Here is a 22,272-nt window from a genome sequence, read left to right on the forward strand (position 1 = left end):
CCCATGACGCGCCCATCCCCGTTCGGGCATCCTTTCCTGCTCGGCTTCGACGAGATCGAGCAGGCGCTGGACCGCGTGTCCAAGGCCGCGAACGACGGCTACCCGCCCTACAACATCGAGCGCCTGCCCCGGACCGAACAGCAGCCGGACCGGATGCGCATCACGCTCGCTGTCGCGGGCTTCACGCGTGACCAGCTCGACGTGATGCTGGAGGAGAGCCAGCTCGTGGTGCGCGGCCGGCAGGTCGACGACCGGGAACGCCACTTCCTGCATCGCGGCATCGCCGCGCGGCAGTTCCAGCGGGCCTTCCTGCTCGCCGACGGCATGGAGGTCCTGGGGGCCGATCTTTCGAACGGTCTCCTCTCCATCGACCTCGTGCGGCCCGAGCCCGAGCGCGTGGTGCGCAAGATCGCGATCCTCGCCCGCGACGAGTGACGGAAAGCCTCTGCGGTCGTTGCCGTCGACGGGAAGGCGTTGGCCGGCAGGACCGCGCGCGCTCCGGACGGAGCCGTCGGCCATGTCCGGGACGCGAAGAGGTATGCTGTCGACGCGATGAGCTCGCTCACGACGGGCATCAAGAGGATCGTCCTCTTCGCGTGCATGATCTCGGCTTTTCCAAGCTCTCGTGCCGGCCCGAGCACCTCTCAGCCGAAGTGCAGGCACTGTCTCGTCACGATGCGCGCGGCCTGAAAGCCTGCCGGAAGGCCGGCGGCCTCCGCGAATCCCCGCCCTCGGAGGCGGGGATTCTATTTTCCGCCGACGCCTTTGCATCGGTGGGCGGGCTACATATCTCTCCCTCGAAGCTCTCGGGTTTCACCCCGGCCGCGGCTCGTCGACACGAGGGCCCCAGCCTCCCGGCTCTGCCTTTGAAGGAGGGCACGACATGATCAGCGAGACCAACACGAAGACCCTCGGCGCCGCGCCGACCTTCACTCCGACCGACCTTGCCGCCCTCGGCGAGGGCCACGTCGCCTACGTGAAGGCGATGCGCTCGGAGGATGTGAAGCGCTTCTTCCCGCAGGCGCCGGACCTGAGCCCCGGCCTCGACCTCTTCGCCCTGCTCTCGGCGAACGGCACGCCGATCCTGCTGGCGGATTCCCGCGACACGGCGGTGGCCGGCGCCATGGCCAACGACCTGCACACGGTCAGCCTGCACTGAGCCCGCGGCCGGGGCGCGACGCGCCTCGGCCTCAGCCCATCTCCGCCACCGCCCCGATCAGCCGCGCGATGTCCTGCGGCCGGGACAGGCGGTGGTCGCCATCCGCGATCAGCGTCATCACCGTCCCCTCGGTCGGAAGCCGGTCGAGGAGCTTGAAGGCGTGGGGATGGGGCACGTCCGGGTCGCGCATCCCCTGGAGGATGTGCACCGGGCAGCGCAGGTCGAGAGGCCCGGTGAGCAGGCGGTGGCGGCGCCCGTCCTCGATCAGGCGCATGCTCACTGGGTCGGGCTCGGGCGCGTAGGCGCTCTGACGCATCCAGACGCCGTCCCGCAGCAGCCGCTCGCGGATCTCGTCCGGGAACATGTCCCACATCAGGTCCTCGGTGAAGTCGAGGGCCGGGGCGATCAGCACCAGGCCGGCCGCCGGAGGCTGCCCACGCGTCAGCCGGGCGCGGGCGGCGAGGCAGGCGATCCAGCCGCCCATCGAGGAGCCGATCAGCACCGGACGCTCGGCCGCGTGGGCGTCGAGGACGGCCTCGGCGTCCGCGAGCCATGTGGATATCGTGGATGCGGCGAACGCGCCTTCCGAGGCGCCGTGCCCGCTGTAGTCGAAGCGCACCAGCCGCCGTCCGGCGCGCTCGGCCCAGGCGTCGACCGCCCGCGCCTTGGTCGCGCCCATGTCGGAGCGGAATCCGCCGAGCCAGACCACCGGCGGCCCCGCGCCGTCGCGTACCTTCACGGCGATGCGGCGGCTGCCGCTCTCGTCGGAGACCCGGATGAACCGGGTCGGAATCCTATCCTCGTCCGCCATCGATCCCTCATCTCCCGCGTCCGGATCGGGTTCGTGCCCGTTTTCCGCAGACGCTTCGTTTACCAGACCGTAAAGCGCTCGCCCGATCCTTGCCCGATGAACCCGTTTCCGCCCAGGCCGCAGGCCGCCCGCCGGCCCGTCCGATGAACGGAGGCTTCCCCTCCGAGCCCGGTCCGCTTGCCGGCGCGCGCATCCTCCAGATCATCCCGGAGCTCGACGCGGGCGGGGCGGAGCGCACCACCGTCGACATCGCCGCCGCGCTCGCCGCGGCGGGCGCCAAGCCGCTGGTCGCGAGCGAGGGCGGCCGCCTCGTCGGCGAGCTTCAGGCGAAGGGCGGCGTCTGGCTGCCCTTCCCGGCGGCCTCGAAGAACCCGCTCGCCATGGCCGTCAACGTCGCCCGGCTGGTGCGGCTGTGCCGGCGCGAGGGGGTGCAGATCATCCACGCCCGCTCGCGGGCCCCCGCCTGGGTGGCGCTGGCGGCGGCGCGGCGCCTGCGCGTGCCCTTCGTGACGACCTATCACGGCAGCTACTCCGGCCGCACCGGGGTGAAGGTGCTCTACAACTCGGTGATGGCCCGCGGGGACGTGGTCATCGCCAACTCCCACTATACCGCCGCGCTGATCCGCTCGTTCCATGCCGAGCAGGCGGGCGACCGGGTGCAGGTCATCCATCGCGGCACCGACCTTTCCGCCTTCAGCCCCAACGCGGTCGCACCAGGGCGGGTCGAGGCCCTGCGCCGGGCCTGGGGCGTGCAGCCTCACGAGCGCGTGGTCCTGCTCGCCGCCCGGCTCACAGCCTGGAAGGGCCAGCGGGTGCTGATCGAGGCGGCCGCCCGGATGCGGGACGCCGGCGTTGCAGATTTCTGCGTGGTGCTCGCCGGCGACGCCCAGGGGCGCACAAGCTACGAGCGGGAGCTCGACAACCTCGTCGCTGCCCGCGGACTGGAGGGGATCGTGCGCCGGGTCGGGCACTGCACGGACATGCCGGCGGCCTTCCGCGCGGCCTCCGTCGTCGCGGTGCCGTCCGTCGAGCCGGAGGCCTTCGGGCGCGCGGCGGTCGAGGCGCAGGCCCTCGGCGCGCCGGTGGTGGTCTCGGACCTCGGCGCCGTGCCGGAGACGGTGCTCAGCCCGCCCGCCGTGCCGGCCTCGCAGCGCACCGGCTGGCGGGTGCCCGCGGGCGATCCGGTCGCCCTGGCCGAGGCCCTGGAAGAGGCGCTGGCGATGGGCGCGAGCGCGCGGGACGGGCTCGCCCGGCGCTCCCGCGAGCATGTCGCCGCCCATTTCTCCCTCGAGCGCATGACGGCCGACACGCTCGACGTCTACGCCCGCCTCCTCGCGGGCTCGGGAGCGCTTCCCGGAGGCGCATGAGCGTGCGCCCTGAACCAAACGGGGCCGCGCCCGTTGACACCGCGACGGGTTCGGACAAGGTGTCGTGTCCGGGAAAGACCGGACCGATCGGTGGCCAGGGCGCCCGCGAGGGTGTCAGTGGCTGCCGTTTCGTCGTTTCATAAGGAGATCGCTGCCATTCGTAGACCAATGAGAGCCATGCCGGCCCCGCAGAAGGACGGGCCGCGCGCCAACCGGGACATCCGCGGCGTCCGCGAGGTCCAGCTCATCGACGAGACCGGCCAAAACCGCGGAGTGGTGCCGTTCTTCGACGCCCTTCAGATGGCCGAGGAGGTCGGGCTCGATCTCGTCGAGATCGCGCCGAACTCGGTGCCGCCCGTCTGCAAGTTCCTCGACTACGGCCGCTTCCGCTTCCTCGAGCAGAAGAAGCAGAACGAGGCCCGCAAGCGGCAGAAGACGGTCGAGGTCAAGGAGATCAAGCTCCGGCCCGGCATCGACAAGCACGACTACGACGTGAAGATGAAGGCCATGCATCGCTTCTTCGAGGAGGGCGACAAGGTCAAGGTGACCCTGCGCTTCCGCGGCCGCGAGATGGCACACCAGGATCTCGGCCTGAAGCTCCTTGAGCGCGTGAAGAGCGAGACCATCGATCTCGCCAAGGTCGAGAGCGAGCCGATGCTCGAAGGCCGCCAGATGATCATGATCCTCGCGCCGCGCTGACGCGGGGATCCCGATCCTTGCCTCATTCCCGCGGGACGGCCTCGCAGGCGAAGTCTTGACCGAAGCCTTTCTTTCCCGCCGCGTCCGCCTCGGCGGGCGCAGGCGGCTGATCCACGCGCCGGCCGGCGACTGGATGCTGTCCCGCTACCGGGACGGAGGGCGGGGCTTCCGGCATTTCCGGCAGCTCGCCGCCGCGGTGCTCGATCCTGATTCCGTGGTCCTCGATGTCGGCGCCAATATCGGCCTGACGGCGCTGCTCGCCGCCGACGTCGCGACCCGGGGCCGCGTCTACGCCATCGAGGCGGCGCCCAGGAACTTCGCGGCGCTCCGCCGCAACGTCTCCGAGCAGGGCGCCTCGGCGATCCGGCCGATCCACTGCGCGGTCGGCGCGGAGGAGGGGAGCGTGCCCTTCTTCGACAACTCCGTCTTCGGCTACGTGGTCACGGGCGCCGACATGGCGGGATCTCCCAGCATCGCGGTGCCGATGCGGCCCATCGACGGCATCGTCGCCGAGCAGGGGCTGGAACGGCTCGACTTCATCAAGATCGACGTGGAGGGTTTCGAGCAGGATGCGCTGACCGGCGCCGCGGCGACCCTCGACCGCTTCGCGCCGCTGGTGATGCTGGAGTTCAACTCCTGGTGCCAGATCGCCTCCTTTGACCGCAGCCCCCGGCGCTTCCTCGAATGGCTGCTCGACCGCTTCCCGGAGCTGCACATCTGGCGCCACGGGGAGCTGCGCTCCGTGCGCGACCTCGGCGTCTACCAGTTCCTTCACGCCAACCTGATCGAGCACCACTGCAACACCGATCTCCTGGCCGCCCGCTCGCCGGAGCGGATCGAGCGGCTGCGCAGGTCGCTCGATGCTGCCCGCGGGTTCCTCGGCTGGCGGGCGCGGCTCGGTCTCTGAGCCCCCGCCCGCCCGGCGGCGCGTCCGAAAGAGCTACTTCAGCAGTGCCACCTGCGCGTCGCCGACCCGGCGCAGCACCTTCACCGTCACGTCATCGGCGTGCCGCTCCAGACGCAGGTCGACGCGGCTGTCGCCGAGCTTCAGGTTGAAGATCGAGATCGCCTCGAGGAAGTTCGGCAGGGTCGGGTTGCGGAAGCGGATGCGGTTGCGGCCGTGGTCCAGTTCGAGGCCGAGGCAGGCGGCCAGGAACGCGAAGGGCGCTGCCGCCGCCCAGGCCTGCGGGCTGCACGCGACGGGGTAGGAGACCGGACCGCGCTGGCGGCGGCGCATGAAGCCGCAGAACAGCTCCGGCAGGCGCTTCTGGTCCTGGTAGAGGGCGGTGTCGAACATACCTTCGAAGATGCGGGACGCCTCCGGCTTGAGGTCGTAGCGGGCGAGGCCGAGGGCGATCACCGCGTTGTCGTGGGGCCAGATCGAGCCGTTGTGGTAGGACATCGGGTTGTAGCGCGCCTCGCCCCTGGCGATGGTGCGCACGCCCCAGCCGTTGAACCCGTCCTTCGAGAGGAGCTGCGCCGCCACCGCCTGCGCCCGCTCGGGCAGGGCGATGCCGGTGAAGAGCGCGTGGCCCGCGTTCGACGAGCGCACGGCGCATTGGCGCTTCTCGCCGTCGAGGGCCAGCACGTAGGTGCCGATCTCCTCGTTCCAGAAGGCCTTGTCGAAGCTCTCCCGCAGGCTGCGGGCCTCGTGGCCGAGACGCTCGGCGAGCGCGTCGTGGCCGAGCATCGCGGCGAGCTTTCCCATGCCGTTCTTGGCGGCGTAGACGTAGCCCTGGACCTCGCAGAGCGCGATCGGACCCTTCGCGAGCTGCCCGTCGGCGTGGAAGATCGAGTCGTGGCTGTCCTTCCAGCCCTGGTTCTCGAGGCCCTTGTCGGTGTCGCGGGCGTACTCGACGAAGCCGTCGCCGTCCCGGTCGCCGTACTCGTTCATCCAGGCGAGCGCGAGCTCCAGCGCCGGCCAGATCCGGGCGATGGTCTCCCGGTCGCCGGTGATGGCGTAGTACTCCCAGGCCAGCATCACGAAGAGCGGCGTGCCGTCGATGGTGCCGTAGTAGTGGCGGAACGGCACCTCGCCGAGCATCGCCATCTCACCCCGGCGGGTCTCGTGGAGCACCTTGCCGGGCTGTGCGTCGGCGGCCGGGTCGACGGCCTTGGCCTGGGTCGAGGCGAGGTAGCGCAACACGCCCTTGGCGAAGTTCGGGTCGATCCACAGCGCCATCATCGCGGTGATGATGCCGTCGCGGCCGAACACCGTGGAGTACCAGGGGATGCCCGCGAAGGGGTAGATGCCTTCCGGCGTGCGGCTCGCGAGCATGTAGAGGTCGGCGGTCGCCCGGCAGGCGGCCTCGTTGAACTGGTCGTTCGAGGAGATGACGGTGGTGATGCCCGCGGTCATCGCGCGCAGGTCGCGGCGGGCGTCGCGGTAGGCGCGGGCGAAGGCGACGCCCTCCGGCAGGTCGCGGGGCAGGCGCGCGGCGTTGCTGCCCGAGGCCGCCGCGAGCCCGGCGGCGGCGTCCTCGCCGACCTTCTCGGCGGCGGGCGCCGAGGTGAAGGCCCGGTGCGACTCGCAGACGATGCGCACGAAGAGCGAGGCGCGGCCGCCGGGCTTGAGGTGCACCTGGAACTCGGCCTTGCCAGGCTCGATGTGCCGGGGCTTCGGGCCGAAGTGCACGGCGGTGGTCCGCACCATGTCGTCGAGGCCGACGTAGCGGAACTGCACCTCCTTGTCGCTCGCCACCTGCACGCTGCGCTTGCCGCGCACCGGCCGGTCCATGCCGCGGACCTCGAACAGGTCGCGGTAATCGGCATCGAAGGTGAGGGTGACGCGCAACGTGCGCTCGCGGGAATCGTAGGAGCGCAGGCCGATACGGTCGTAGCAGGCGCCCCGGAACAGGAACTTGGTGCGCTCGATGGCGATCACCTCCCGCGGGATGGTGCTCTCGTCATGCGCGTCGATGCGGATGTCGGGCGTCGTCATGTCGACGCTCAGCGCGCCGTTGTCGTCCTGCATCACGGAGGACAGGAGCAGCGGGCGCTGGTCCTCGATGGTGAAGTGCAGGCGCGAGAGGTAGCGCGTGTCCTGGAAGTAGAGACCTTCGGGGCCGGGCAGCACGCCGATATCGCCGTAGCTGTCGAGCACGGCGAAGGCCTCGCCGAACTTCAGTGAGCGCAGGGGGCGCTCCACCAGGGAGGTCTGTGCCTCGATATGGTACTGGGGAAGAACCTCGTCGGCGTCCTGGAAGCCGTGCCGGGCGACCGGCTCCTCCGCGTGGTGCCGCGCCGCCGTCGCCGTGGGTTCGTTGCCCGCCATGCCTGCCCTCTCCGGTTCGCCGATCCCGAGACCGGCAACGAATCGATAGGGCCGCCGAATCGCTGATCTGCGACGCGGCGGCCCTGTGGCCGTCTTGATTGTGACCCTGAGTTAGGCGCTTCCGAGGCCCCGGAAAGGGCCGGAGGCGCCGCGCCGGGCCCGAAAAGTTCAGGCCGCCGGCATCGCCGCCGCGGAGAGCGAGGGCCGGGCCGAGCCGTTCATGTCGCCGTACTGGGGCGCGAAGGCCGCGGCGGTCGGCAGCTTGATCACGTCGGGCTGGCTCGCGATGAGCTGCTCGTAGGCGGCGACGTACTTCTTGACCATGCACTCGGCGGTGAACTGGCTCTCGAAGTGGCGGCGCACGCCGGCGCGGCTCATGGACTTGACGGTGTTGACGGCCGCGACCGCGTCGTCCATCGTCGCGCAGAGCACGCCGCTGACGCCGTCGGCGATCACCTCGGGCACCGAGCCGTTGCGGAAGGCGATCACCGGCGTGCCCGCCGACATCGCCTCGATCATCACGAGGCCGAAGGGCTCCGGCCAGTCGATCGGGAAGGCGAGCGCCAGGGCGTTGCCCAGGAAGTCCTTCTTCTGGTCCTCGTTGATCTCGCCGATGTACTCGACCAGCGGGTGGTGCGTCATCGGCTCGATGACCTCGTCCCAGTACTCCTGATCGGCCTTGTCGACCTTGGCGGCGATCTTGAGCGGCGTGCCGGAGCGGATCGCCATCTCGATCGCGCGGTCGGGGCGCTTCTCGGGGGAGATGCGGCCGAGGAAGGCGAGGTAGCCGCCGTTGGCCTCCGGATAGTACGGGCAGTTCTCCGCGGGCAGGCCGTGATGGATGGTCGAGAGCCAGTTGACGTTCTTCGGCATCGGCAGGCGCTGGTTGTCGGAGATCGACACGAGCGGCATGCCGGTGAAGGTCGCGTAGACGGGCATGAAATCCGGCACGTCGAGCCGGCCGTGCATTGTCGTGAGGCACTTGTGGTTCAAGTCCTCGAACAGCGGATACTGCAGCAGGTCGATGTGGAAGTGGATGATGTCGAACTCATGCGCCCGGCGGCGGATGTGATGCAGCATCGCGAGATGGCTCGCGGTATGGTCGCGGTAGCCGAGCAGGCGCAGGCCTTCGGGCGTGCAGGACGCGAGGTTCGCGGTTGTCCGCGAGTCGCCGCTGGCGAAGAGGGTCACCTCGTGTCCCTGCCGCACGAGCTCCTCGGTGATCCAGGACACGACGCGCTCGGTGCCGCCGTAGAACTTCGGAGGCACGGCCTCCGACAGCGGGGCAATCTGGGCAATGCGCACGAATGGTCTCCTGTGAGGGCGAATGTTGGGGTTGAGCTAACCCGATCCGGCCTGAGTGGGACATGAACGGAACGGACAGCCAAGGTTATGGTTCCAGACCGCCGCGCGAAGTTGTGAGGGCGGGCCACGGGGGGATGTCGAGAGCATTTCCCAAGTTGTCGGACCTATCCACGCGATCCCCCGGAAGCCGGCGTGTCGGGCGCCGTTGCAGGAAGCGGGCCGCGTCCGGGCGGCCTCGCGCGAAGCTCCATTGCCGGGGCCTCGACTTTCTGCCATAAGCCGCCCCGCATCGAACCGACCGGCCGATCAGGGCTGCCGTGGCGGTTCGTGCTGCTCCAGAAGCAATCAGGGCGCGAGCGGGCCGGCCCCACCGGCCGATCCCGCATTCGCGCAGCGGAGAGCCAAATGCCCAAGCTGAAGACCAAGTCGGGCGCCAAGAAGCGCTTCAAGATCACCGGCACCGGTAAGGTGATGTACGCCCAGGCCGGCAAGCGCCACGGGATGATCAAGCGGACGACGAAGCAGATCCGCAACCTGCGCGGCACCACGACCCTGTTCGAGGGCGATGCCGCCAACGTGAAGAAGTACTTCCTGCCGAACCAGCGGTAAGTCTCTCTCGCCCAAGCGATCTGTTTTCTAGAATTCCAGGAGATATCCCATGGCCCGCGTCAAGCGCGGCGTGACGAGTCACGCGAAGCACAAGAAGGTCATCAAGGCAGCCAAGGGCTTCTACGGCCGCCGCAAGAACACCATCCGCGCCGCGAAGTCCGCGGTCGAGCGGAGCATGCAGTACGCGTACCGCGACCGTAAGAACAAGAAGCGCACCTTCCGCGCCCTCTGGATCCAGCGCCTCAACGCCGCGGTCCGCGAGCACGGCCTCACCTACTCGCGCTTCATCGACGGTCTGGCCAAGTCCGGCATCGTCGTCGACCGCAAGGCGCTCTCCGAGCTCGCCATCCACGAGCCCGCGAGCTTCGCGGCGGTGGTCGAGAAGGCGAAGTCCGCCCTGCCCAAGGCCGCTTGAGAAAGGCTGCCTGATAAGGGTCGGCCGATACCCGTCCGGCGCGTCCTCTAGCGGGGCGCGCCGCTGGACGTTGCGAATGCCGCCCGGAAGGTCGCGCTGTCCGTGAGGATGGCATCGCCCATGAAGCGCAGGCTCTCGAGGCTGCGCTCCGCCGCCTCGGCATGACCTCCGGCGCAGGCGTCCGTGACGACGATGGGTACGATGCCGAGATCGGCCGCGTGCCGCACCGTCGGTTCGATGCCGATTTCGGTGGCGATCCCTGCGATGGCGAGCGCCGCGATGCCGCGGTCTCGCAACGCGAAGGTCAGCGGCGTTCCCTCGAAGGCCGACATCGCGAGCTTGTCGAAGACGATCTCGTCCGCGTCCGGCGCGAGTTCGGGCACGAGGGCGAAGGCCGGGCTGTCGCGCAGGAACCAGGGCTTCACGGCCTCCGGATCGTCGGTGCGCTGCCAGGCCATGCCCATCCGGGTGGCGAAGCTCCCGGTCCAGGGCTTCGGCAGCGACAGGTGGCGGGTGTAGACCACCGGCACGCCGGCCTCGCGGCAGGCGCCGCGCAGATCGACCACCACTTTCGTCACCGCGTCCGCGCCCTTGATCTGGCTGCAGATGCCCGCCTGCATGTCGTAGATCAGGAAAGCCAGCGTCCCCGAGGCGCAGACGTCCTCGAGGGTGCGGAGCACCGGCAGTCCGTGGATGCGCGTCAAGGCGGTCCTCCCGTCATCGCGCGCTACACTAGCAGCGCCCGACCAGCGTTCAATGACGGCGGCCCCGCCGTCCGTTTCTCGACAAGGTCCGGTGAGCGTGCCAGAAGCCGCGCCGAACCGCAGCCCCCGGCATCAGACGATGGACTTCGCAGAACTCGAACGCGACCTTCTCGCTCAGGTTGACGCCGCCTCCGACGAGGCCGCGCTGGAGACCGTTCGCGTCGCGGCGCTCGGCAAGAAGGGCAGCGTCTCCGAGCTTCTGAAGACACTCGGCGCCATGACGCCCGACGAGCGCAAGGAGCGCGGGCCCCTCATCAACGGTCTGCGCGACCGGGTGCAGGGCGCCTTGACCCAGCGCCGCGACGCGCTGGCCGAGGCGGCGCTGGAAGCCCGCCTCGCCGCCGAGCGGGTCGACGTCACGCTGCCCGTCCGCGAGGCGCCGGAGGCGCGCGGGCGCATCCACCCGATCAGCCAGGTCATCGACGAGATCACCGCGATCTTCTCCGACATGGGCTTCTCTGTGGCCGAGGGGCCGGACATCGAGACGGACGAGCTCAACTTCACGGCGCTCAACTTCCCGCCCGGCCACCCGGCGCGCGAGATGCACGACACGTTCTTCCTGCCCCCCGACCGTGACGGAAAGCGCAAGGTGCTGCGCACCCACACCTCGCCGGTCCAGATTCGCACCATGCGGGCGAAGGAGCCGCCGATCCGGGTGATCATCCCGGGCCGCACCTACCGGCACGATTCCGACCAGACCCACACGCCGATGTTCCATCAGGTCGAGGGGCTGGTGATCGACCGTTCGGCGAACTTCGCCAACCTGAGATGGGTGCTGGAGGAGTTCTGCCGGACGTTCTTCGAGGTCGACGGCGTGAAGATGCGCTTCCGCCCCTCGTTCTTCCCCTTCACCGAGCCCTCGGCGGAGGTCGACATCCAGTGCTCGCGCAAGGGCGGCGAGATCCGCTTCGGCGAGGGCGAAGACTGGCTCGAGATCCTCGGCTGCGGCATGGTCCACCCGAACGTGCTGCGCAACTGCGGCCTCGATCCGGACAGCGTCCAGGGTTTCGCCTTCGGCGTCGGCATCGACCGCATCGCCATGCTCAAGTACGGCATGCCGGACCTGCGCCCCTTCTTCGAGGCGGACGTGCGCTGGCTCCAGCACTACGGCTTCCGGCCGCTCGACGTGCCGAGCCTGGTGGGCGGGTTGACGAGCTGAACCGCCGTTCGCCGTGTTCCGCTCGGTGTTCCTATCTTCCTTGGCGACCCGTCCACCGCATGGATCGCCGGGCCAAGGTCCGAAGAAATGAAATTCACCCTCTCCTGGCTCAAGGACCATCTCGACACGGCGGCCTCGCTGGAGACCGTCGCCGAGACGCTCACCCGCATCGGGCTCGAGGTCGAGCGCGTCGAGGACAAGGCGGCGGCGCTGAAGCCCTACGTCATCGCGCGGGTCCTCACCGCCGAGCAGCACCCGAACGCCGACCGGCTGCGGGTCTGCAGCGTCGAGACCGGCGAGGGCGCGCCCGTGCAGGTCGTATGCGGGGCGCCGAACGCGCGCGCCGGCATGCTCTCGGTGTTCGCCCCTCCCGGCACCTACGTGCCGGGCAAGGACATCACCCTCTCGGTCGGCACCATACGCGGGGTCGAGAGCCGTGGGATGCTCTGCTCGGGCGCCGAGCTCGGCCTCGGCGACGATGGTGACGGCATCCTCGACCTGCCCGCCGATGCGCCGGTCGGCACGCCCTACGCGGTCTGGGCCGGGCTCGACGATCCGGTCATCGAGATCAACCTGACGCCGAACCGCCCGGACTGCACCTCCGTCCACGGCATCGCCCGCGACCTCGCGGCGACGGGCCTCGGCGTGCTCAAGCGCGAGCCGATGCCGCCGGTGCGCGGCGAGGGCCCGGCGCCGGCTGCCGTCACCCTCGACTTCGACGATTACGACCGCGGGCTCTGTCCGTACTTCGCGCTCCGCCTCGTGCGCGGCGTGCGCAACGGGCCCTCGCCGGACTGGATGCAGGCGCGTCTGCGGGCGATCGGACTGCGCCCGATCAACGCGCTGGTCGACATCACCAACTACATGACGTTCGACCGGGGCCGGCCGCTCCACGTCTTCGACGCCGCCAAGGTCGCGGGCGCGCTCACCGTGCGCCGGGCCCGCGAGGGCGAGAGCCTCGCGGCCCTCGACGGCCGCACCTATGCGCTCACCGACGAGATGGTGGTGATCGCCGACGGGAACGGCGTCGAGTCGATCGGCGGCATCATCGGCGGCGAGGCCACGGGCTGCGACGAGTCCACCACCGACGTGCTCATCGAGTCGGCCCTGTGGAGCCCCGCCAACATCGCTCAGACCGGGCGCCGGCTCGGGATCATCACCGACGCCCGCTACCGTTTCGAGCGGGGCGTCGACCCGGCCTTCGCGCTGGCCGGCCTCGACCTCGCCACCCGCCTCGTCACCGACATCTGCGGCGGCAGCCCGAGCGATCCGGCGATCGCCGGCGAGCCGCCGGAGACCTCCCACGTCATCGACTTCCCCTGGACGGAGGTGCGCCGGCTCGCCGGCATCGAGTTGTCGCGGGCAGAGATGAAGGTGAGCCTCGAATCCCTCGGCTTCCACATCGCCGGCTCCGGCGACCGGGTGAAGGTGCTGCCGCCTTCCTGGCGCCCGGACATCGAGGGCAAGGCCGACCTCGTCGAGGAGATCGTGCGCATCGCCGGCCTCGACCGCATCGAGCCGAAGCCCCTGCCGCGCCAGAGCCACGTCGCGACCGCCGTCCTGACGCCGCTTCAGAAGCGTACCCGCCTCGCGCGGCGGGCTCTCGCCAGCCGCGGGCTGCTGGAGGCCGTCACCTGGTCGTTCATCCCGCGGGAGGATGCGGTGCTGTTCGGCGGCGGCGCGCCCTCGCTGGCGCTCGCCAACCCCATCGCCTCCGAACTCTCGGACATGCGCCCGAGCCTGGTGCCGGGGCTGTTGCGCGCCGCGCAGCGCAACGCCGACCGGGGCTACCCGGATGCCGCCCTGTTCGAGGTCGGCCAGTGCTTCGCCTCCGACGAGCCGGAGGGCCAGAGCATCCGCGCAGCCGCCGTCCGGCGCGGCACCGGCGGCCATGCCGGCGCCGGCCGCCACTGGGACGGCGCGGCCGGGCCCGTCGACGCCTTCGAGGCCAAGGCGGACGCCATGGCGCTCCTCGCCGCCCTCGGCGTGCCGACCGGCGGCCTCCAGGTCGCGGCGGGCGGCCCCGCCTGGCTGCATCCCGGCCGCTCCGGCACGCTCCAGTTCGGGCCGAAGACCGTCGTCGGCCATTTCGGCGAGGTCCATCCCCGCGTCGCCAAGGCGCTTGGTCTCAAGGGCGTGATCGTCGCCTTCGAGATCACCCTCGACGCGCTGCCGCTGCCGAAGCATCGCCCGACCAAGGTGAAGCCGGCGCTCGCGCTCTCGGACTTCCAGCCGATCTCCCGCGACTTCGCTTTCGTGGTCTCCCGCGACGTGGCGGCGGGCGAGGTGGTGAAGGCCGCGGCCAGCGCCGAACGCAAGCTCGTGACGGGTGTCGACGTGTTCGACGTCTACGAGGGCGCGGGCGTGCCGGAGGGCTCGAAGTCGGTGGCCATCGCCGTCACGCTCCAGCCCGTCGAGAAGACGCTGACCGACGCCGAGATCGAGGCGGTCAGCGCCCGCATCGTCGCGGAGGTCTCCCGCAAGACCGGCGCGACGCTGCGGGCATGACCGTCGCGGCGCTCCGCGAGGCCCGGCACCTGCCGGAGGACGCGCTGCGGCGGGCTCAAGGACAGCCCGATGCGATCCTGGCGCCGGTGCTCGCCGCGATGGAGGCGGCCGCTTCCGGTGTCGAGCTGGACGAGGCCGAGGGCAACCTCGTGTTCTGGGGGCTGCACGCGCTCGCCGGAGCCCGCGAGACCCGCGCCTTCGCCCCGCTGCTCGCCCTGCTGCGCCAGGACGGGGACAGCCTCGACGCCCTGTTCGGCGACGCGCTGACCGAGACGCTGGCGCGGGTGCTGGCGAGCCTCCACGACGGCTCCAGCGAGGGTCTGTTCCGCCTCGCCCTCGATTCGACCCTGGACGACGGCGTGCGCAACGAGGTGCTCGGCGCCGCCGCCTTCCTCGCCCACCAGGGCCTCTTGCCGCGGGACGCGTTCCGCGACGTCCTCGCCCGCTTCGACGACAAGCGCGTCGCGGTGGAGGAGCTGGGGTGGGTCGGCTGGGAGGAGGCGATCGCGCTCCTCGGGCTCGCGGACCTCGCCCCCCGCGTCGAGGCCGCCCGCCGGGATCGCCGCCTGACCGGCGAGTTCAGCGACGCCGAGTGGTTCAAGACCACCCTGCGGCGGGCTCGGATGCGCCCGGACTCGCTTCGCGACTTCGAGGAGCGCGGCCTCGGCACCCTCGACGACCCGGTCGCAGCGCTGGCCTGGACGGCGGAGGGCGCCGGCGAGCCGGTCAGGAACCCGTGGAAGGATGTCGGCCGCAACGATCCCTGCCCCTGCGGCAGCGGCCTGAAGTTCAAGAAGTGCTGCCTCGGGAAGGCCGCGTGAGCCTCGCTCAGCGCACTGTGCCGCTCAGCGGGTTCGTCTCGTCCCAGCCATAGCCCAGCGTCTCGAAGCGCATCGAGCGGGCGTCGACCATCAGGAGGCGGCCGACGAGGGGCTCGCCGAACCCGGTGATCGCGCGCACCACCTCCATCGCCATCAGCGAGCCCATGACTCCGGCGAGCGCCCCGAGCACGCCGGCCTCGGCGCAGGGCGGCACGCTTCCCGGCGGCGGCGGGCTCGGGAAGAGGCAGCGATAGGTCGGGTTCGGGCGGCCGTCCGGGCCGGTCTCGTGGGGACGCAGCGTCGTGAGCGAGCCGTCGAAGCGGCCGAGCGCCGCCGTCACCAGCGGTCGTTTCGCATGGAAGCAGGCGTCCGAGACCGCGTAGCGGGTGGCGAAGTTGTCGGAGCCGTCCGCGACGATGTCGTAGCCGGCAATAGTTTCCTCTGCGTTCGCCTCCGTGAGGCGGAACGGGTGGGACACGACCTTCACATGTGGGTTGAGGGCGGCCACGGCCTCGGCGGCGCTTTCGACCTTGGGGCGGCCGATGTCGCCGGTGCGGTGGATGACCTGCCGCTGGAGGTTCGAGAGCGAGACGGTGTCGTCGTCGGCGATGCCGATGGTGCCGATGCCGGCGGCCGCCAGATACTGGATCAGCGGCGCTCCGAGCCCGCCGGCGCCGACCACCAGCACCCGCGCGGCCTTGAGCCGGTTCTGCCCCGGCCCGCCGACCTCCGGCAGCACGAGATGGCGGGCGTAGCGTTCGACTTCTTCGGGAGCGAGGGCCATGCCCGCGAGATAAGCCGGCGCGGGCGCGGGCGGAAGAGCGTGGCTTGCCGGAGGGCGGGGCGGGGCGCATGAGGGCGTCCGGTCAATCTACCGGATCCGGCCATGGCCTCTGAACCCTCCGCCCTCGACCTCGCCCGCGCCCTGATCCGCTGCCCCTCGGTGACGCCGCAGGAGGGCGGCGCGCTGGCGCTGATGGCGGGGGTGCTGGCCGAAGCCGGGTTCGCCGTGGAGCGGCCGGTCTTCTCCGAGCCCGGAACGCCGAGCATCGAGAACCTGGTCGCCCGCATCGGCGAGGGCCGCTGCCTTCTGCTGGCCGGCCACACCGACGTGGTGCCGCCGGGCGACGAGGGCGCCTGGCGGCACGGGCCTTTCGCGGGCACGGTCGAGGACGGGCTGCTCTACGGGCGCGGGGCCGTCGACATGAAGGGCGGGCTCGCCTGCATGATGGCCGCGACTCTCGACTTCCTCCGCGAGCGCGGGCCGGAATTCGGCGGTGCCATCGGCTTCCTCGTCACGGGGGACGAGGAGGGACCTGCGGTCAACGGCACCGTCAAGCTCCTCGAGTGGGCGCGGGCGCGAGGGGAGCGCTTCGACCACTGCCTGCTCGGCGAGCCTACGAACCCCGGCCGCCTCGGCGAGATGATCAAGATCGGCCGGCGGGGCTCGCTCAGCGGCCGCATCACCGTCCACGGTAGGCAGGGGCACGTGGCCTACCCGCACCGGGCGGAGAACCCGATTCCGGGGATGCTTCGGCTCGCTCAGGCGCTGCTCGCCGAACCGCTCGACGGCGGCACCGCGCATTTCGACGCCTCGAACCTCGAGCTCACGACGCTCGATGTCGGCAACCCGGCCACCAACGTCATCCCGGCCCTGGCGACCGCCGTGTTCAACGTGCGCTTCAACGATACCTGGACGGCGGACAGCCTCGGCGCCGAGATCCGCCGCCGGCTCGACGCGGCGGCCGGGGGCGTGCGCTTCGCGCTCGACATTCAACCTTCGAATTCGCCCGCCTTCCTGACGGAGCCCGACGCCTTCGTCGGCCTCGTCTCCGACGCGGTCGAGGCCGAGACGGGCCTGCGGCCGGAGCTTTCCACCACGGGAGGCACCTCGGACGCGCGCTTCATCAAGGACGCCTGCCCGGTGATCGAGTTCGGCCTCGTCGGGGAGACCATGCACCGCACGGACGAGTGCGTGGCGGTGGCCGACTTGGAGCGGCTGACCGCGATCTACCGGCGGGTGCTCGACGCTTACTTCCCGGCGTCGGCGTAGTCGACGCCGGTCAGCGTCAGCCCGCAGGCCGGGGCCATGGGGCCGCAGCGGCTGCGGTCCCGCGCTGCGAGGATGGCAGCCACGTCGTCGGGCGTGAGCCGATGCGAGCCCGCCAGCATCAGCGTGCCGACCATGCTGCGCACCTGATGGTGCAGGAAGGAGCGGGCGTGGGTCGTCACCACGATCTCCTCCAGGGGCCCGGCGGCCTCGCGGGCGACGTCGAGGCGCTCGAGCGTCCGCACCGGGCTCGCGGCTTGGCACTCGGCGGCGCGGAAGGCGGAGAAATCGTGCCGGCCGAGCAGGCGTTGCGCCGCGGCGTGCATCGCCTCGGCGTCGAGCGCCCAGGGCACATGCCAGACGTAAGGCCGGACGAGCGCGGCGGGGCTGCGCCGGTTGAGGATGCGGTAGCGGTAGTGCCGACGGATCGCCGAGTGGCGAGCGTCGAACTCCGGCCCGACGAGGTCCGCAGCGATCACCGCCACGGGGAGGGGGCGAAGATGCGCGTTGATCGCGTCGCGCACCGTGTCCGTGCGCCACGCCTTCGCGAGGTCGAGATGGGCGACCTGACCGGTGGCGTGGACGCCGGCATCGGTGCGGCCGGCGCAGGTGAGCCGAGCGGCCTCGCCGGAGAAGCGTTCCACGGCGGCCTCGACGGCGCCCTGCACGGTCGCATCCTCCGCCTGCCGCTGCCAGCCGCAGAAGGGCGCGCCGTCGTACTCGATGAGGAGCCGGTAGCGGGGCATCGCGCTCAGCCGCGGCTTATTCCTCCCCGCTCTGCGGGGGAGGGTGGCCTCCGAAGCGGGTCGGGAGAGGGGAGCGACGGTGCAGGAGAGGACGCGGCAGGCGTGAAGGGCAGCGCCTCTCTCGGAAGCTGGGTTCCCCTCTCCCGACCCCTGCCGACACAGAGGCCACCCACCCCGCAGAGCGGGGAGGGAGGAGGCCGTGGGTCCTCATGCCAGCCGCGCGCCGGGCTCGAGCCGCGCGCCTCGCAAGAACTCCGCGCCGCTCGCGGTGCCGCCCTTTCCGGCGCGGCGCAACTCCGTGAGATGCACGGCGCCCGTAGCGCAGGCGATCGTGCCCTCCGCGTCGAGGAGCGTGCCGGGGGAGCCACTGCCCTCGGCGGCCTCTGCGCGCAGCACCTTCACCCGCTCCGGGCCCTTGCCGAGATCGGCCTCGAAGAAGGCGCCGGGGAAGGGCGAGAGCCCGTTGATGTGCGCGGCGACCTCCTCCGCCGGGCGGTCCCAGGCGATGCGGGCCTCGTCGTTGCCGATCTTGGCGGCGTAGAGCACACCTTCGTCGGCCTGCGGCGTGAAGGCGAGGCCGTCCGTTTCGAGCCGGCGGAGCGCCTCGGCCATCAGGTCGGCGCCCAGCGGCATCAGCGCGTCGTGCAGGTCGCCCGCCGTCACGCCGGGCGTGATCGGCAGGCGGGCTTCCAGCGCGACGGGGCCGGTGTCGAGCCCGGCCTCCATGCGCATGATCCCGACGCCGCTCTCGGCGTCGCCCGCCATCACCGCCCGCTGGATCGGTGCGGCGCCGCGCCAGCGGGGCAGGAGCGAGCCGTGCAGGTTCAGGCAGCCGTGCCGCGGCGTGTCGAGGATGGCTTGAGGGAGCAGCAGCCCGTAGGCGACGACGACCGCGACGTCCGCCTCGTGCCGGCGGAAGGTCTCCGCTGCTTCGTCGCCCTTCAGCGAGGCCGGGGTCAGCACCGGCAGGCCGTGGCGCTCGGCCAGCGCCTGGACGGGGGAAGGGCGGAGCGCCATGCCCCGCCCGGCCTTGGCCGGGGCGCGGGTGTAGACAGCCGGCACCGTGTGCCCGTCGGCCAGAACGCGCGCGAGCGTCGGCACGGCGAAATCCGGCGTGCCCATGAAGACGACGCGCATGGTGCTCGACCCCGCCGGCCCGCTCAGGCCGCCTCGCCGCGCTTGGCCGCCTTGGCGAACTTCTTCACCACCCGGTCGCGCTTGAGCTTCGAGAGGTGGTCGATGAACAGCACGCCGTTGAGGTGGTCGATCTCGTGCTGGATGCAGGTGGAGAGGAGCCCGTCCGCCTCGATCTCCTGTTCGCGGCCCTCGAGGTCGCGGAAGCGCACGCGCACCCGGTCCGGCCGCTCGACCTCGCCGTAGAACTCCGGGATCGAGAGGCAGCCCTCGTCGTAGACGCGCTTCTCCTCCGAGGCCCAGACGATCTCGGGGTCGAGGAAGATGCGCGGCTCGCGGGCGTTCTCGTCCTTCGAGGTGTCGATGGTCACGACCCGCTTCGTCACGCCGATCTGGATCGCGGCGAGGCCGACGCCGGGGGCGTCGTACATGGTCTCCAACATGTCCTGGGCAAGCGTGCGGATCTCGTCGGTGACCGGGCCGACCGGCTCGGAGGGCAGGCGCAGGCGCGCGTCGGGGAGGATGACGAGGGGACGGATGGCCATGGCTTGGTCGGGGTGAAGGCGTCGGGGATGCGTTCGAATAGGGTGGGGCAGGGTGCCGGTCAAATGAGGGACCTGCGCTCTCTCTGCCCTCCCCCGCAACGGGGTAGGGCGACGGCTTCGCCGTCAGAACGCCGTGCGGCTGCGGATGGCGGCGGAGAGAGTGCCCTCGTCGAGATAGTCGAGCTCTCCGCCGACGGGGACGCCGTGGGCCAGCCGCGTGATCCGCCGGCCGAGATGGCTCATCGCCTCGGTGACGTAGTGGGCGGTGGTCTGGCCGTCGACGGTGGCGTTGAGCGCCAGGATCACCTCGGTGACGGCCGGGTCCGCCGCCCGCTCCACCAGACGGGCGATGGAGAGGTGCTCCGGCCGCACCCCGTCTAGGGCCGAGAGCACGCCGCCGAGCACGTGGTAGCGCGCCTGCACCGCGCCGGAGCGCTCCAGCGCCCAGAGGTCGGAGACGTCCTCGACCACGACGAGCAGGCTCCGGTCGCGGGCGGAGTCGCGACAGATGGTGCATGGATCGCAGGTGTCGACGTTGCCGCATTCCCGGCAGACGACGATGCGCTCGGCGGCGACCCGCATCGCCTCGCCGAGCGGCGCGAGCAGGGTGTCGCGCTTCTTGATGAGCTGCAGCGCGGCGCGTCGCGCCGAGCGCGGCCCGAGGCCGGGCATGCGGGCGAGGAGCTGGATCAGGCGCTCGATCTCGGGGCCGGCGACGGCTTGCGGCATGGGCGGGGGACTCGGGGGATGGGAGGCCGGAAACGCCTGCCATAGACCGTTGCCGGGCGGACGGGAAACGATCGCGGCGGCGAGGGACGTGTGCGCCGTGATCTTGGATATATTGTTCAGATCGTAGATTTCCAGGCGTCCGGAAGCGAGCTTTCAAGCAAGCGGCTGACAGATCCGGCGACCCGTCGCGTTGACGGACGGTCTCTCGATTGACGCCGCATCGTCATGAAGCTGCAACATCGCCCCCGAGAACGCGGAGAACCTGCGCGCGGCGGTCCTGAACGACTGCGCGGACGCGGTCTCGACGGAGCGGCGTCGTGCCGATGCGGCTTCCAACACGCGATCAGGGCCCTCGGGAGGGATCACGGTGAGCGATATCGGTGCGTACAATTCGGCCTGCGGCGCGGAGGCGATCGGCCTGCGCAACCTGAAGGCTGTCCACTGGAACCTCGAGGCGCCCGTCCTCTGCGAGGAGGCCCTGCGGCGCGGCGAGGCCCGGCTCGCCCGCGGTGGCGCCCTGGTGGCCACGACGGGCACGCATACCGGCCGCTCGCCGAAGGACAAGTTCGTGGTCCGCGACGCCGCGACCGAGAGCGAGGTCTGGTGGGAGAACAACGGCGCGATCACGCCGGACCAGTTCGAGACCCTGCTCCAGGACTTCCGCGCCCATGCCGAGGGCCGCGAGCTGTTCGCGCAGGATCTCTACGGCGGCGCCGACCCGGCGCACCGGGTGCGGGCGCGGGTGTTCACGGAGCTCGCCTGGCACTCGCTCTTCATCCGCAACCTGCTGATCCGGCCGGAGCGCGCGGAACTGGCCGGCTACGTGCCGGAGATGACGATCATCGACCTGCCGAGCTTCCAGGCAGACCCCGGCCGCCATGGCTGCCGCTCGAAGACCGTCATCGCCATGGACCTGACCCGGAAGATCGTCCTCATCGGCGGCTCGGCCTATGCCGGCGAGATGAAGAAGTCGGTCTTCACCTATCTCAACTACGCCCTGCCGAATGCCGGCGTCATGCCGATGCACTGCTCGGCCAACGCGGCGCTGGATGCGGAGGGCGCCTCGGCGATCTTCTTCGGGCTGTCCGGCACCGGCAAGACGACGCTCTCGAACGATTCCTCACGCCAGCTCATCGGCGACGACGAGCACGGCTGGGGGCCCGAGGGCATCTTCAACTTCGAGGGCGGCTGCTACGCCAAGACCATCCGCCTCTCGCGCAACGCCGAGCCGGAGATCTACGCCACCACCGAGCGCTTCGGCACGGTGATGGAGAACGTCGTCATCGATCCCGACACGCGGGTGCCGGACTTCGACGACGCCTCGCTCACCGAGAACACCCGCTGCGCCTACCCGCTCGACTTCATCGCCAATGCCAGCGCCACCGGCCGGGCGGGGCACCCGAAGAACATCGTCATGCTCACCTGCGACGCCTTCGGGGTGATGCCGCCGATCGCCAAGCTGACCGGTGCGGAGGCGATGTACCACTTCCTCTCCGGCTACACCGCCAAGGTCGCCGGCACGGAGCGCGGGCTCGCGGGCCCCGAGGCGACCTTCTCGACCTGCTTCGGCGCGCCCTTCATGCCGCGCCATCCAAGCGTCTACGGCAACCTGCTTCGCCGGCTCATCGCCGAGCACGGGGTCGATTGCTGGCTCGTCAACACGGGCTGGACGGGCGGCGGCGTCGGCACCGGACGGCGCATGCCGATCCGGGTGACGCGCCGTCTTCTCTCGGCGGCGCTCGACGGCTCGCTGGCGCAGGCGAGCTTCCGCAAGGACCCGTATTTCGGCTTCTCGGTGCCGACCGAGGTGCCCGGCGTCGAGACGCATGTGCTGCGGCCGGAGACGACCTGGGCGAGCCAGAGCCTCTTCGCGGAGACGGCGACACGCCTCGTCGGGATGTTCAAGGAGAACTTCCGCCGCTTCGAGGCCCACGTGGACGACGACGTGCGCGCCGCAGAGCCGAGCCGGGCGATCGCCGCCTGAGACGGATTTCGTGGACCACGGCCTCGGCGCTCCGATCCGTTCGGAGAGCTGAGGCGTAAACGGTCGAACCGCCCCACCCATCCCACCCGACCGTCTCCCCGGTGCGCGACTGCACCGGGAGGGCCCGAGACGCTCGATGCGAGGCAACCTCCCGTTTCGGACGATGTCTTGAAAACATCGTCCGAAACGGGAG

General features: G+C 70.9%; 21 protein-coding genes. 12 read left to right on the forward strand and 9 right to left on the reverse strand.

Going from position 1 to position 22,272, the window contains the following annotated elements; translation table 11 throughout:
* The first annotated feature begins 3 nt into the window (after nt 1-3).
* Nucleotides 4-435 carry an Hsp20 family protein gene (locus MFF04_RS06360; RefSeq protein ID WP_238274613.1) on the forward strand — a complete coding sequence of 144 codons (432 nt, stop codon included), beginning with the start codon at nt 4-6 and terminating at the stop codon, nt 433-435.
* A 448-nt stretch (nt 436-883) separates the two neighbouring features.
* Complete coding sequence (locus MFF04_RS06365; RefSeq protein WP_238274614.1) at nt 884-1,159, forward strand: BQ00720 family protein; 276 nt, start codon at nt 884-886, stop codon at nt 1,157-1,159.
* A 31-nt stretch (nt 1,160-1,190) separates the two neighbouring features.
* Here the strand turns inward: MFF04_RS06365 and MFF04_RS06370 are convergent, their stop codons facing one another.
* The gene (locus tag MFF04_RS06370) at nt 1,191-1,970 is read right to left on the reverse strand and encodes an alpha/beta hydrolase (RefSeq protein WP_238274615.1); all 780 of its coding nucleotides are present in this window, start codon (nt 1,968-1,970) and stop codon (nt 1,191-1,193) included.
* 143 nt (nt 1,971-2,113) lie between these two features.
* On the opposite strand from MFF04_RS06370, the gene MFF04_RS06375 reads away from it, so the two are divergent.
* The 3 genes from MFF04_RS06375 to MFF04_RS06385 all read left to right on the forward strand — a co-directional run bounded on the left by MFF04_RS06375 (nt 2,114) and on the right by MFF04_RS06385 (nt 4,943).
* Nucleotides 2,114-3,337 (forward strand): glycosyltransferase, encoded by a 1,224-nt coding sequence (locus tag MFF04_RS06375; protein WP_238274616.1) that lies wholly within the window; start codon nt 2,114-2,116, stop codon nt 3,335-3,337.
* A 177-nt stretch (nt 3,338-3,514) separates the two neighbouring features.
* Nucleotides 3,515-4,036 (forward strand): translation initiation factor IF-3, encoded by a 522-nt coding sequence (gene infC / locus MFF04_RS06380; protein WP_238274617.1) that lies wholly within the window; start codon nt 3,515-3,517, stop codon nt 4,034-4,036.
* Between the two features lie 55 nt (nt 4,037-4,091).
* Complete coding sequence (locus MFF04_RS06385; protein WP_238274618.1) at nt 4,092-4,943, forward strand: FkbM family methyltransferase; 852 nt, start codon at nt 4,092-4,094, stop codon at nt 4,941-4,943.
* A gap of 33 nt (nt 4,944-4,976) precedes the next feature.
* Here MFF04_RS06385 and MFF04_RS06390 read toward each other — a convergent pair whose 3' ends face one another.
* Both MFF04_RS06390 and MFF04_RS06395 read right to left on the reverse strand, forming a co-directional pair.
* Complete coding sequence (locus MFF04_RS06390) at nt 4,977-7,310, reverse strand: amylo-alpha-1,6-glucosidase (protein WP_238274619.1); 2,334 nt, start codon at nt 7,308-7,310, stop codon at nt 4,977-4,979.
* A gap of 168 nt (nt 7,311-7,478) precedes the next feature.
* Nucleotides 7,479-8,615 (reverse strand): glycosyltransferase family 4 protein, encoded by a 1,137-nt coding sequence (locus MFF04_RS06395; protein ID WP_238274620.1) that lies wholly within the window; start codon nt 8,613-8,615, stop codon nt 7,479-7,481.
* A 405-nt stretch (nt 8,616-9,020) separates the two neighbouring features.
* Between MFF04_RS06395 and rpmI the strand changes: the two genes are divergently transcribed.
* Nucleotides 9,021-9,224, forward strand: coding sequence for a 50S ribosomal protein L35 (rpmI, locus tag MFF04_RS06400; protein WP_056244427.1), 204 nt, complete (start codon nt 9,021-9,023; stop codon nt 9,222-9,224).
* 49 nt (nt 9,225-9,273) lie between these two features.
* The gene (gene rplT / locus MFF04_RS06405; RefSeq protein ID WP_238274621.1) at nt 9,274-9,639 is read left to right on the forward strand and encodes a 50S ribosomal protein L20; all 366 of its coding nucleotides are present in this window, start codon (nt 9,274-9,276) and stop codon (nt 9,637-9,639) included.
* A 47-nt stretch (nt 9,640-9,686) separates the two neighbouring features.
* Here rplT and MFF04_RS06410 read toward each other — a convergent pair whose 3' ends face one another.
* The gene (locus MFF04_RS06410; protein ID WP_238274622.1) at nt 9,687-10,343 is read right to left on the reverse strand and encodes a cysteine hydrolase family protein; all 657 of its coding nucleotides are present in this window, start codon (nt 10,341-10,343) and stop codon (nt 9,687-9,689) included.
* Nucleotides 10,344-10,482: 139 nt separating this feature from the next.
* On the opposite strand from MFF04_RS06410, the gene pheS reads away from it, so the two are divergent.
* The 3 genes from pheS (at nt 10,483) to MFF04_RS06425 (ending at nt 14,891) form a co-directional block, all read left to right on the forward strand.
* Entirely contained in the window at nt 10,483-11,562 is a 1,080-nt protein-coding gene (gene pheS / locus MFF04_RS06415) for a phenylalanine--tRNA ligase subunit alpha (RefSeq protein ID WP_238274632.1), read from the forward strand.
* An 87-nt stretch (nt 11,563-11,649) separates the two neighbouring features.
* A complete protein-coding gene (pheT, locus tag MFF04_RS06420; protein ID WP_238274623.1) occupies nt 11,650-14,070 on the forward strand; it encodes a phenylalanine--tRNA ligase subunit beta in 2,421 nt (806 codons plus the stop codon).
* The gene (locus MFF04_RS06425; protein WP_238274624.1) at nt 14,067-14,891 is read left to right on the forward strand and encodes a DUF1186 domain-containing protein; all 825 of its coding nucleotides are present in this window, start codon (nt 14,067-14,069) and stop codon (nt 14,889-14,891) included. Before pheT ends, MFF04_RS06425 begins: the two co-directional genes overlap by 4 nt.
* A gap of 7 nt (nt 14,892-14,898) precedes the next feature.
* On the opposite strand, the gene MFF04_RS06430 is transcribed toward MFF04_RS06425, so the two are convergent.
* Nucleotides 14,899-15,675 carry a HesA/MoeB/ThiF family protein gene (locus MFF04_RS06430; RefSeq protein ID WP_238274625.1) on the reverse strand — a complete coding sequence of 259 codons (777 nt, stop codon included), beginning with the start codon at nt 15,673-15,675 and terminating at the stop codon, nt 14,899-14,901.
* Nucleotides 15,676-15,777: 102 nt separating this feature from the next.
* On the opposite strand from MFF04_RS06430, the gene dapE reads away from it, so the two are divergent.
* Nucleotides 15,778-16,944, forward strand: coding sequence for a succinyl-diaminopimelate desuccinylase (dapE, locus tag MFF04_RS06435; RefSeq protein WP_238274626.1), 1,167 nt, complete (start codon nt 15,778-15,780; stop codon nt 16,942-16,944).
* Here the strand turns inward: dapE and truA are convergent.
* The 4 genes from truA to recR all read right to left on the reverse strand — a co-directional run bounded on the left by truA (nt 16,923) and on the right by recR (nt 20,095).
* Nucleotides 16,923-17,687 carry a tRNA pseudouridine(38-40) synthase TruA gene (truA, locus tag MFF04_RS06440; protein ID WP_238274627.1) on the reverse strand — a complete coding sequence of 255 codons (765 nt, stop codon included), beginning with the start codon at nt 17,685-17,687 and terminating at the stop codon, nt 16,923-16,925. The genes dapE and truA overlap by 22 nt on opposite strands.
* A gap of 207 nt (nt 17,688-17,894) precedes the next feature.
* Entirely contained in the window at nt 17,895-18,824 is a 930-nt protein-coding gene (gene fmt, locus MFF04_RS06445) for a methionyl-tRNA formyltransferase (RefSeq protein WP_238274628.1), read from the reverse strand.
* Nucleotides 18,825-18,847: 23 nt separating this feature from the next.
* A complete protein-coding gene (locus MFF04_RS06450) occupies nt 18,848-19,366 on the reverse strand; it encodes a peptide deformylase (protein ID WP_238274629.1) in 519 nt (172 codons plus the stop codon).
* A gap of 123 nt (nt 19,367-19,489) precedes the next feature.
* Nucleotides 19,490-20,095: a recombination mediator RecR gene (recR, locus tag MFF04_RS06455; RefSeq protein ID WP_238274630.1), complete on the reverse strand. Its 606-nt coding sequence runs from the start codon at nt 20,093-20,095 to the stop codon at nt 19,490-19,492.
* 367 nt (nt 20,096-20,462) lie between these two features.
* On the opposite strand from recR, the gene MFF04_RS06460 reads away from it, so the two are divergent.
* On the forward strand, nt 20,463-22,079 hold the full coding sequence (locus MFF04_RS06460) for a phosphoenolpyruvate carboxykinase (RefSeq protein WP_238274631.1): 1,617 nt from the start codon (nt 20,463-20,465) through the stop codon (nt 22,077-22,079).
* Nucleotides 22,080-22,272: the final 193 nt, after the last annotated feature.

The organism is Methylobacterium jeotgali (assembly GCF_022179345.1).
Taxonomy (GTDB): domain Bacteria; phylum Pseudomonadota; class Alphaproteobacteria; order Rhizobiales; family Beijerinckiaceae; genus Methylobacterium; species Methylobacterium jeotgali.

What these genes read in the sequence shown, in the direction of transcription:
- MFF04_RS06360 (WP_238274613.1), top strand. Translation starts at nt 4, where the DNA reads ATGACGCGCCCATCCCCGTTCGGGCATCCTTTCCTGCTCGGCTTCGAC.
- MFF04_RS06365 (WP_238274614.1), top strand. Translation starts at nt 884, where the DNA reads ATGATCAGCGAGACCAACACGAAGACCCTCGGCGCCGCGCCGACCTTC.
- MFF04_RS06370 (WP_238274615.1), bottom strand. Translation starts at nt 1,970, where the DNA reads ATGGCGGACGAGGATAGGATTCCGACCCGGTTCATCCGGGTCTCCGAC.
- MFF04_RS06375 (WP_238274616.1), top strand. Translation starts at nt 2,114, where the DNA reads ATGAACGGAGGCTTCCCCTCCGAGCCCGGTCCGCTTGCCGGCGCGCGC.
- infC (WP_238274617.1), top strand. Translation starts at nt 3,515, where the DNA reads ATGCCGGCCCCGCAGAAGGACGGGCCGCGCGCCAACCGGGACATCCGC.
- MFF04_RS06390 (WP_238274619.1), bottom strand. Translation starts at nt 7,310, where the DNA reads ATGGCGGGCAACGAACCCACGGCGACGGCGGCGCGGCACCACGCGGAG.
- rpmI (WP_056244427.1), top strand. Translation starts at nt 9,021, where the DNA reads ATGCCCAAGCTGAAGACCAAGTCGGGCGCCAAGAAGCGCTTCAAGATC.
- rplT (WP_238274621.1), top strand. Translation starts at nt 9,274, where the DNA reads ATGGCCCGCGTCAAGCGCGGCGTGACGAGTCACGCGAAGCACAAGAAG.
- pheS (WP_238274632.1), top strand. Translation starts at nt 10,483, where the DNA reads ATGGACTTCGCAGAACTCGAACGCGACCTTCTCGCTCAGGTTGACGCC.
- pheT (WP_238274623.1), top strand. Translation starts at nt 11,650, where the DNA reads ATGAAATTCACCCTCTCCTGGCTCAAGGACCATCTCGACACGGCGGCC.
- MFF04_RS06425 (WP_238274624.1), top strand. Translation starts at nt 14,067, where the DNA reads ATGACCGTCGCGGCGCTCCGCGAGGCCCGGCACCTGCCGGAGGACGCG.
- MFF04_RS06430 (WP_238274625.1), bottom strand. Translation starts at nt 15,675, where the DNA reads ATGGCCCTCGCTCCCGAAGAAGTCGAACGCTACGCCCGCCATCTCGTG.
- dapE (WP_238274626.1), top strand. Translation starts at nt 15,778, where the DNA reads ATGGCCTCTGAACCCTCCGCCCTCGACCTCGCCCGCGCCCTGATCCGC.
- truA (WP_238274627.1), bottom strand. Translation starts at nt 17,687, where the DNA reads ATGCCCCGCTACCGGCTCCTCATCGAGTACGACGGCGCGCCCTTCTGC.
- fmt (WP_238274628.1), bottom strand. Translation starts at nt 18,824, where the DNA reads ATGCGCGTCGTCTTCATGGGCACGCCGGATTTCGCCGTGCCGACGCTC.
- MFF04_RS06450 (WP_238274629.1), bottom strand. Translation starts at nt 19,366, where the DNA reads ATGGCCATCCGTCCCCTCGTCATCCTCCCCGACGCGCGCCTGCGCCTG.
- recR (WP_238274630.1), bottom strand. Translation starts at nt 20,095, where the DNA reads ATGCCGCAAGCCGTCGCCGGCCCCGAGATCGAGCGCCTGATCCAGCTC.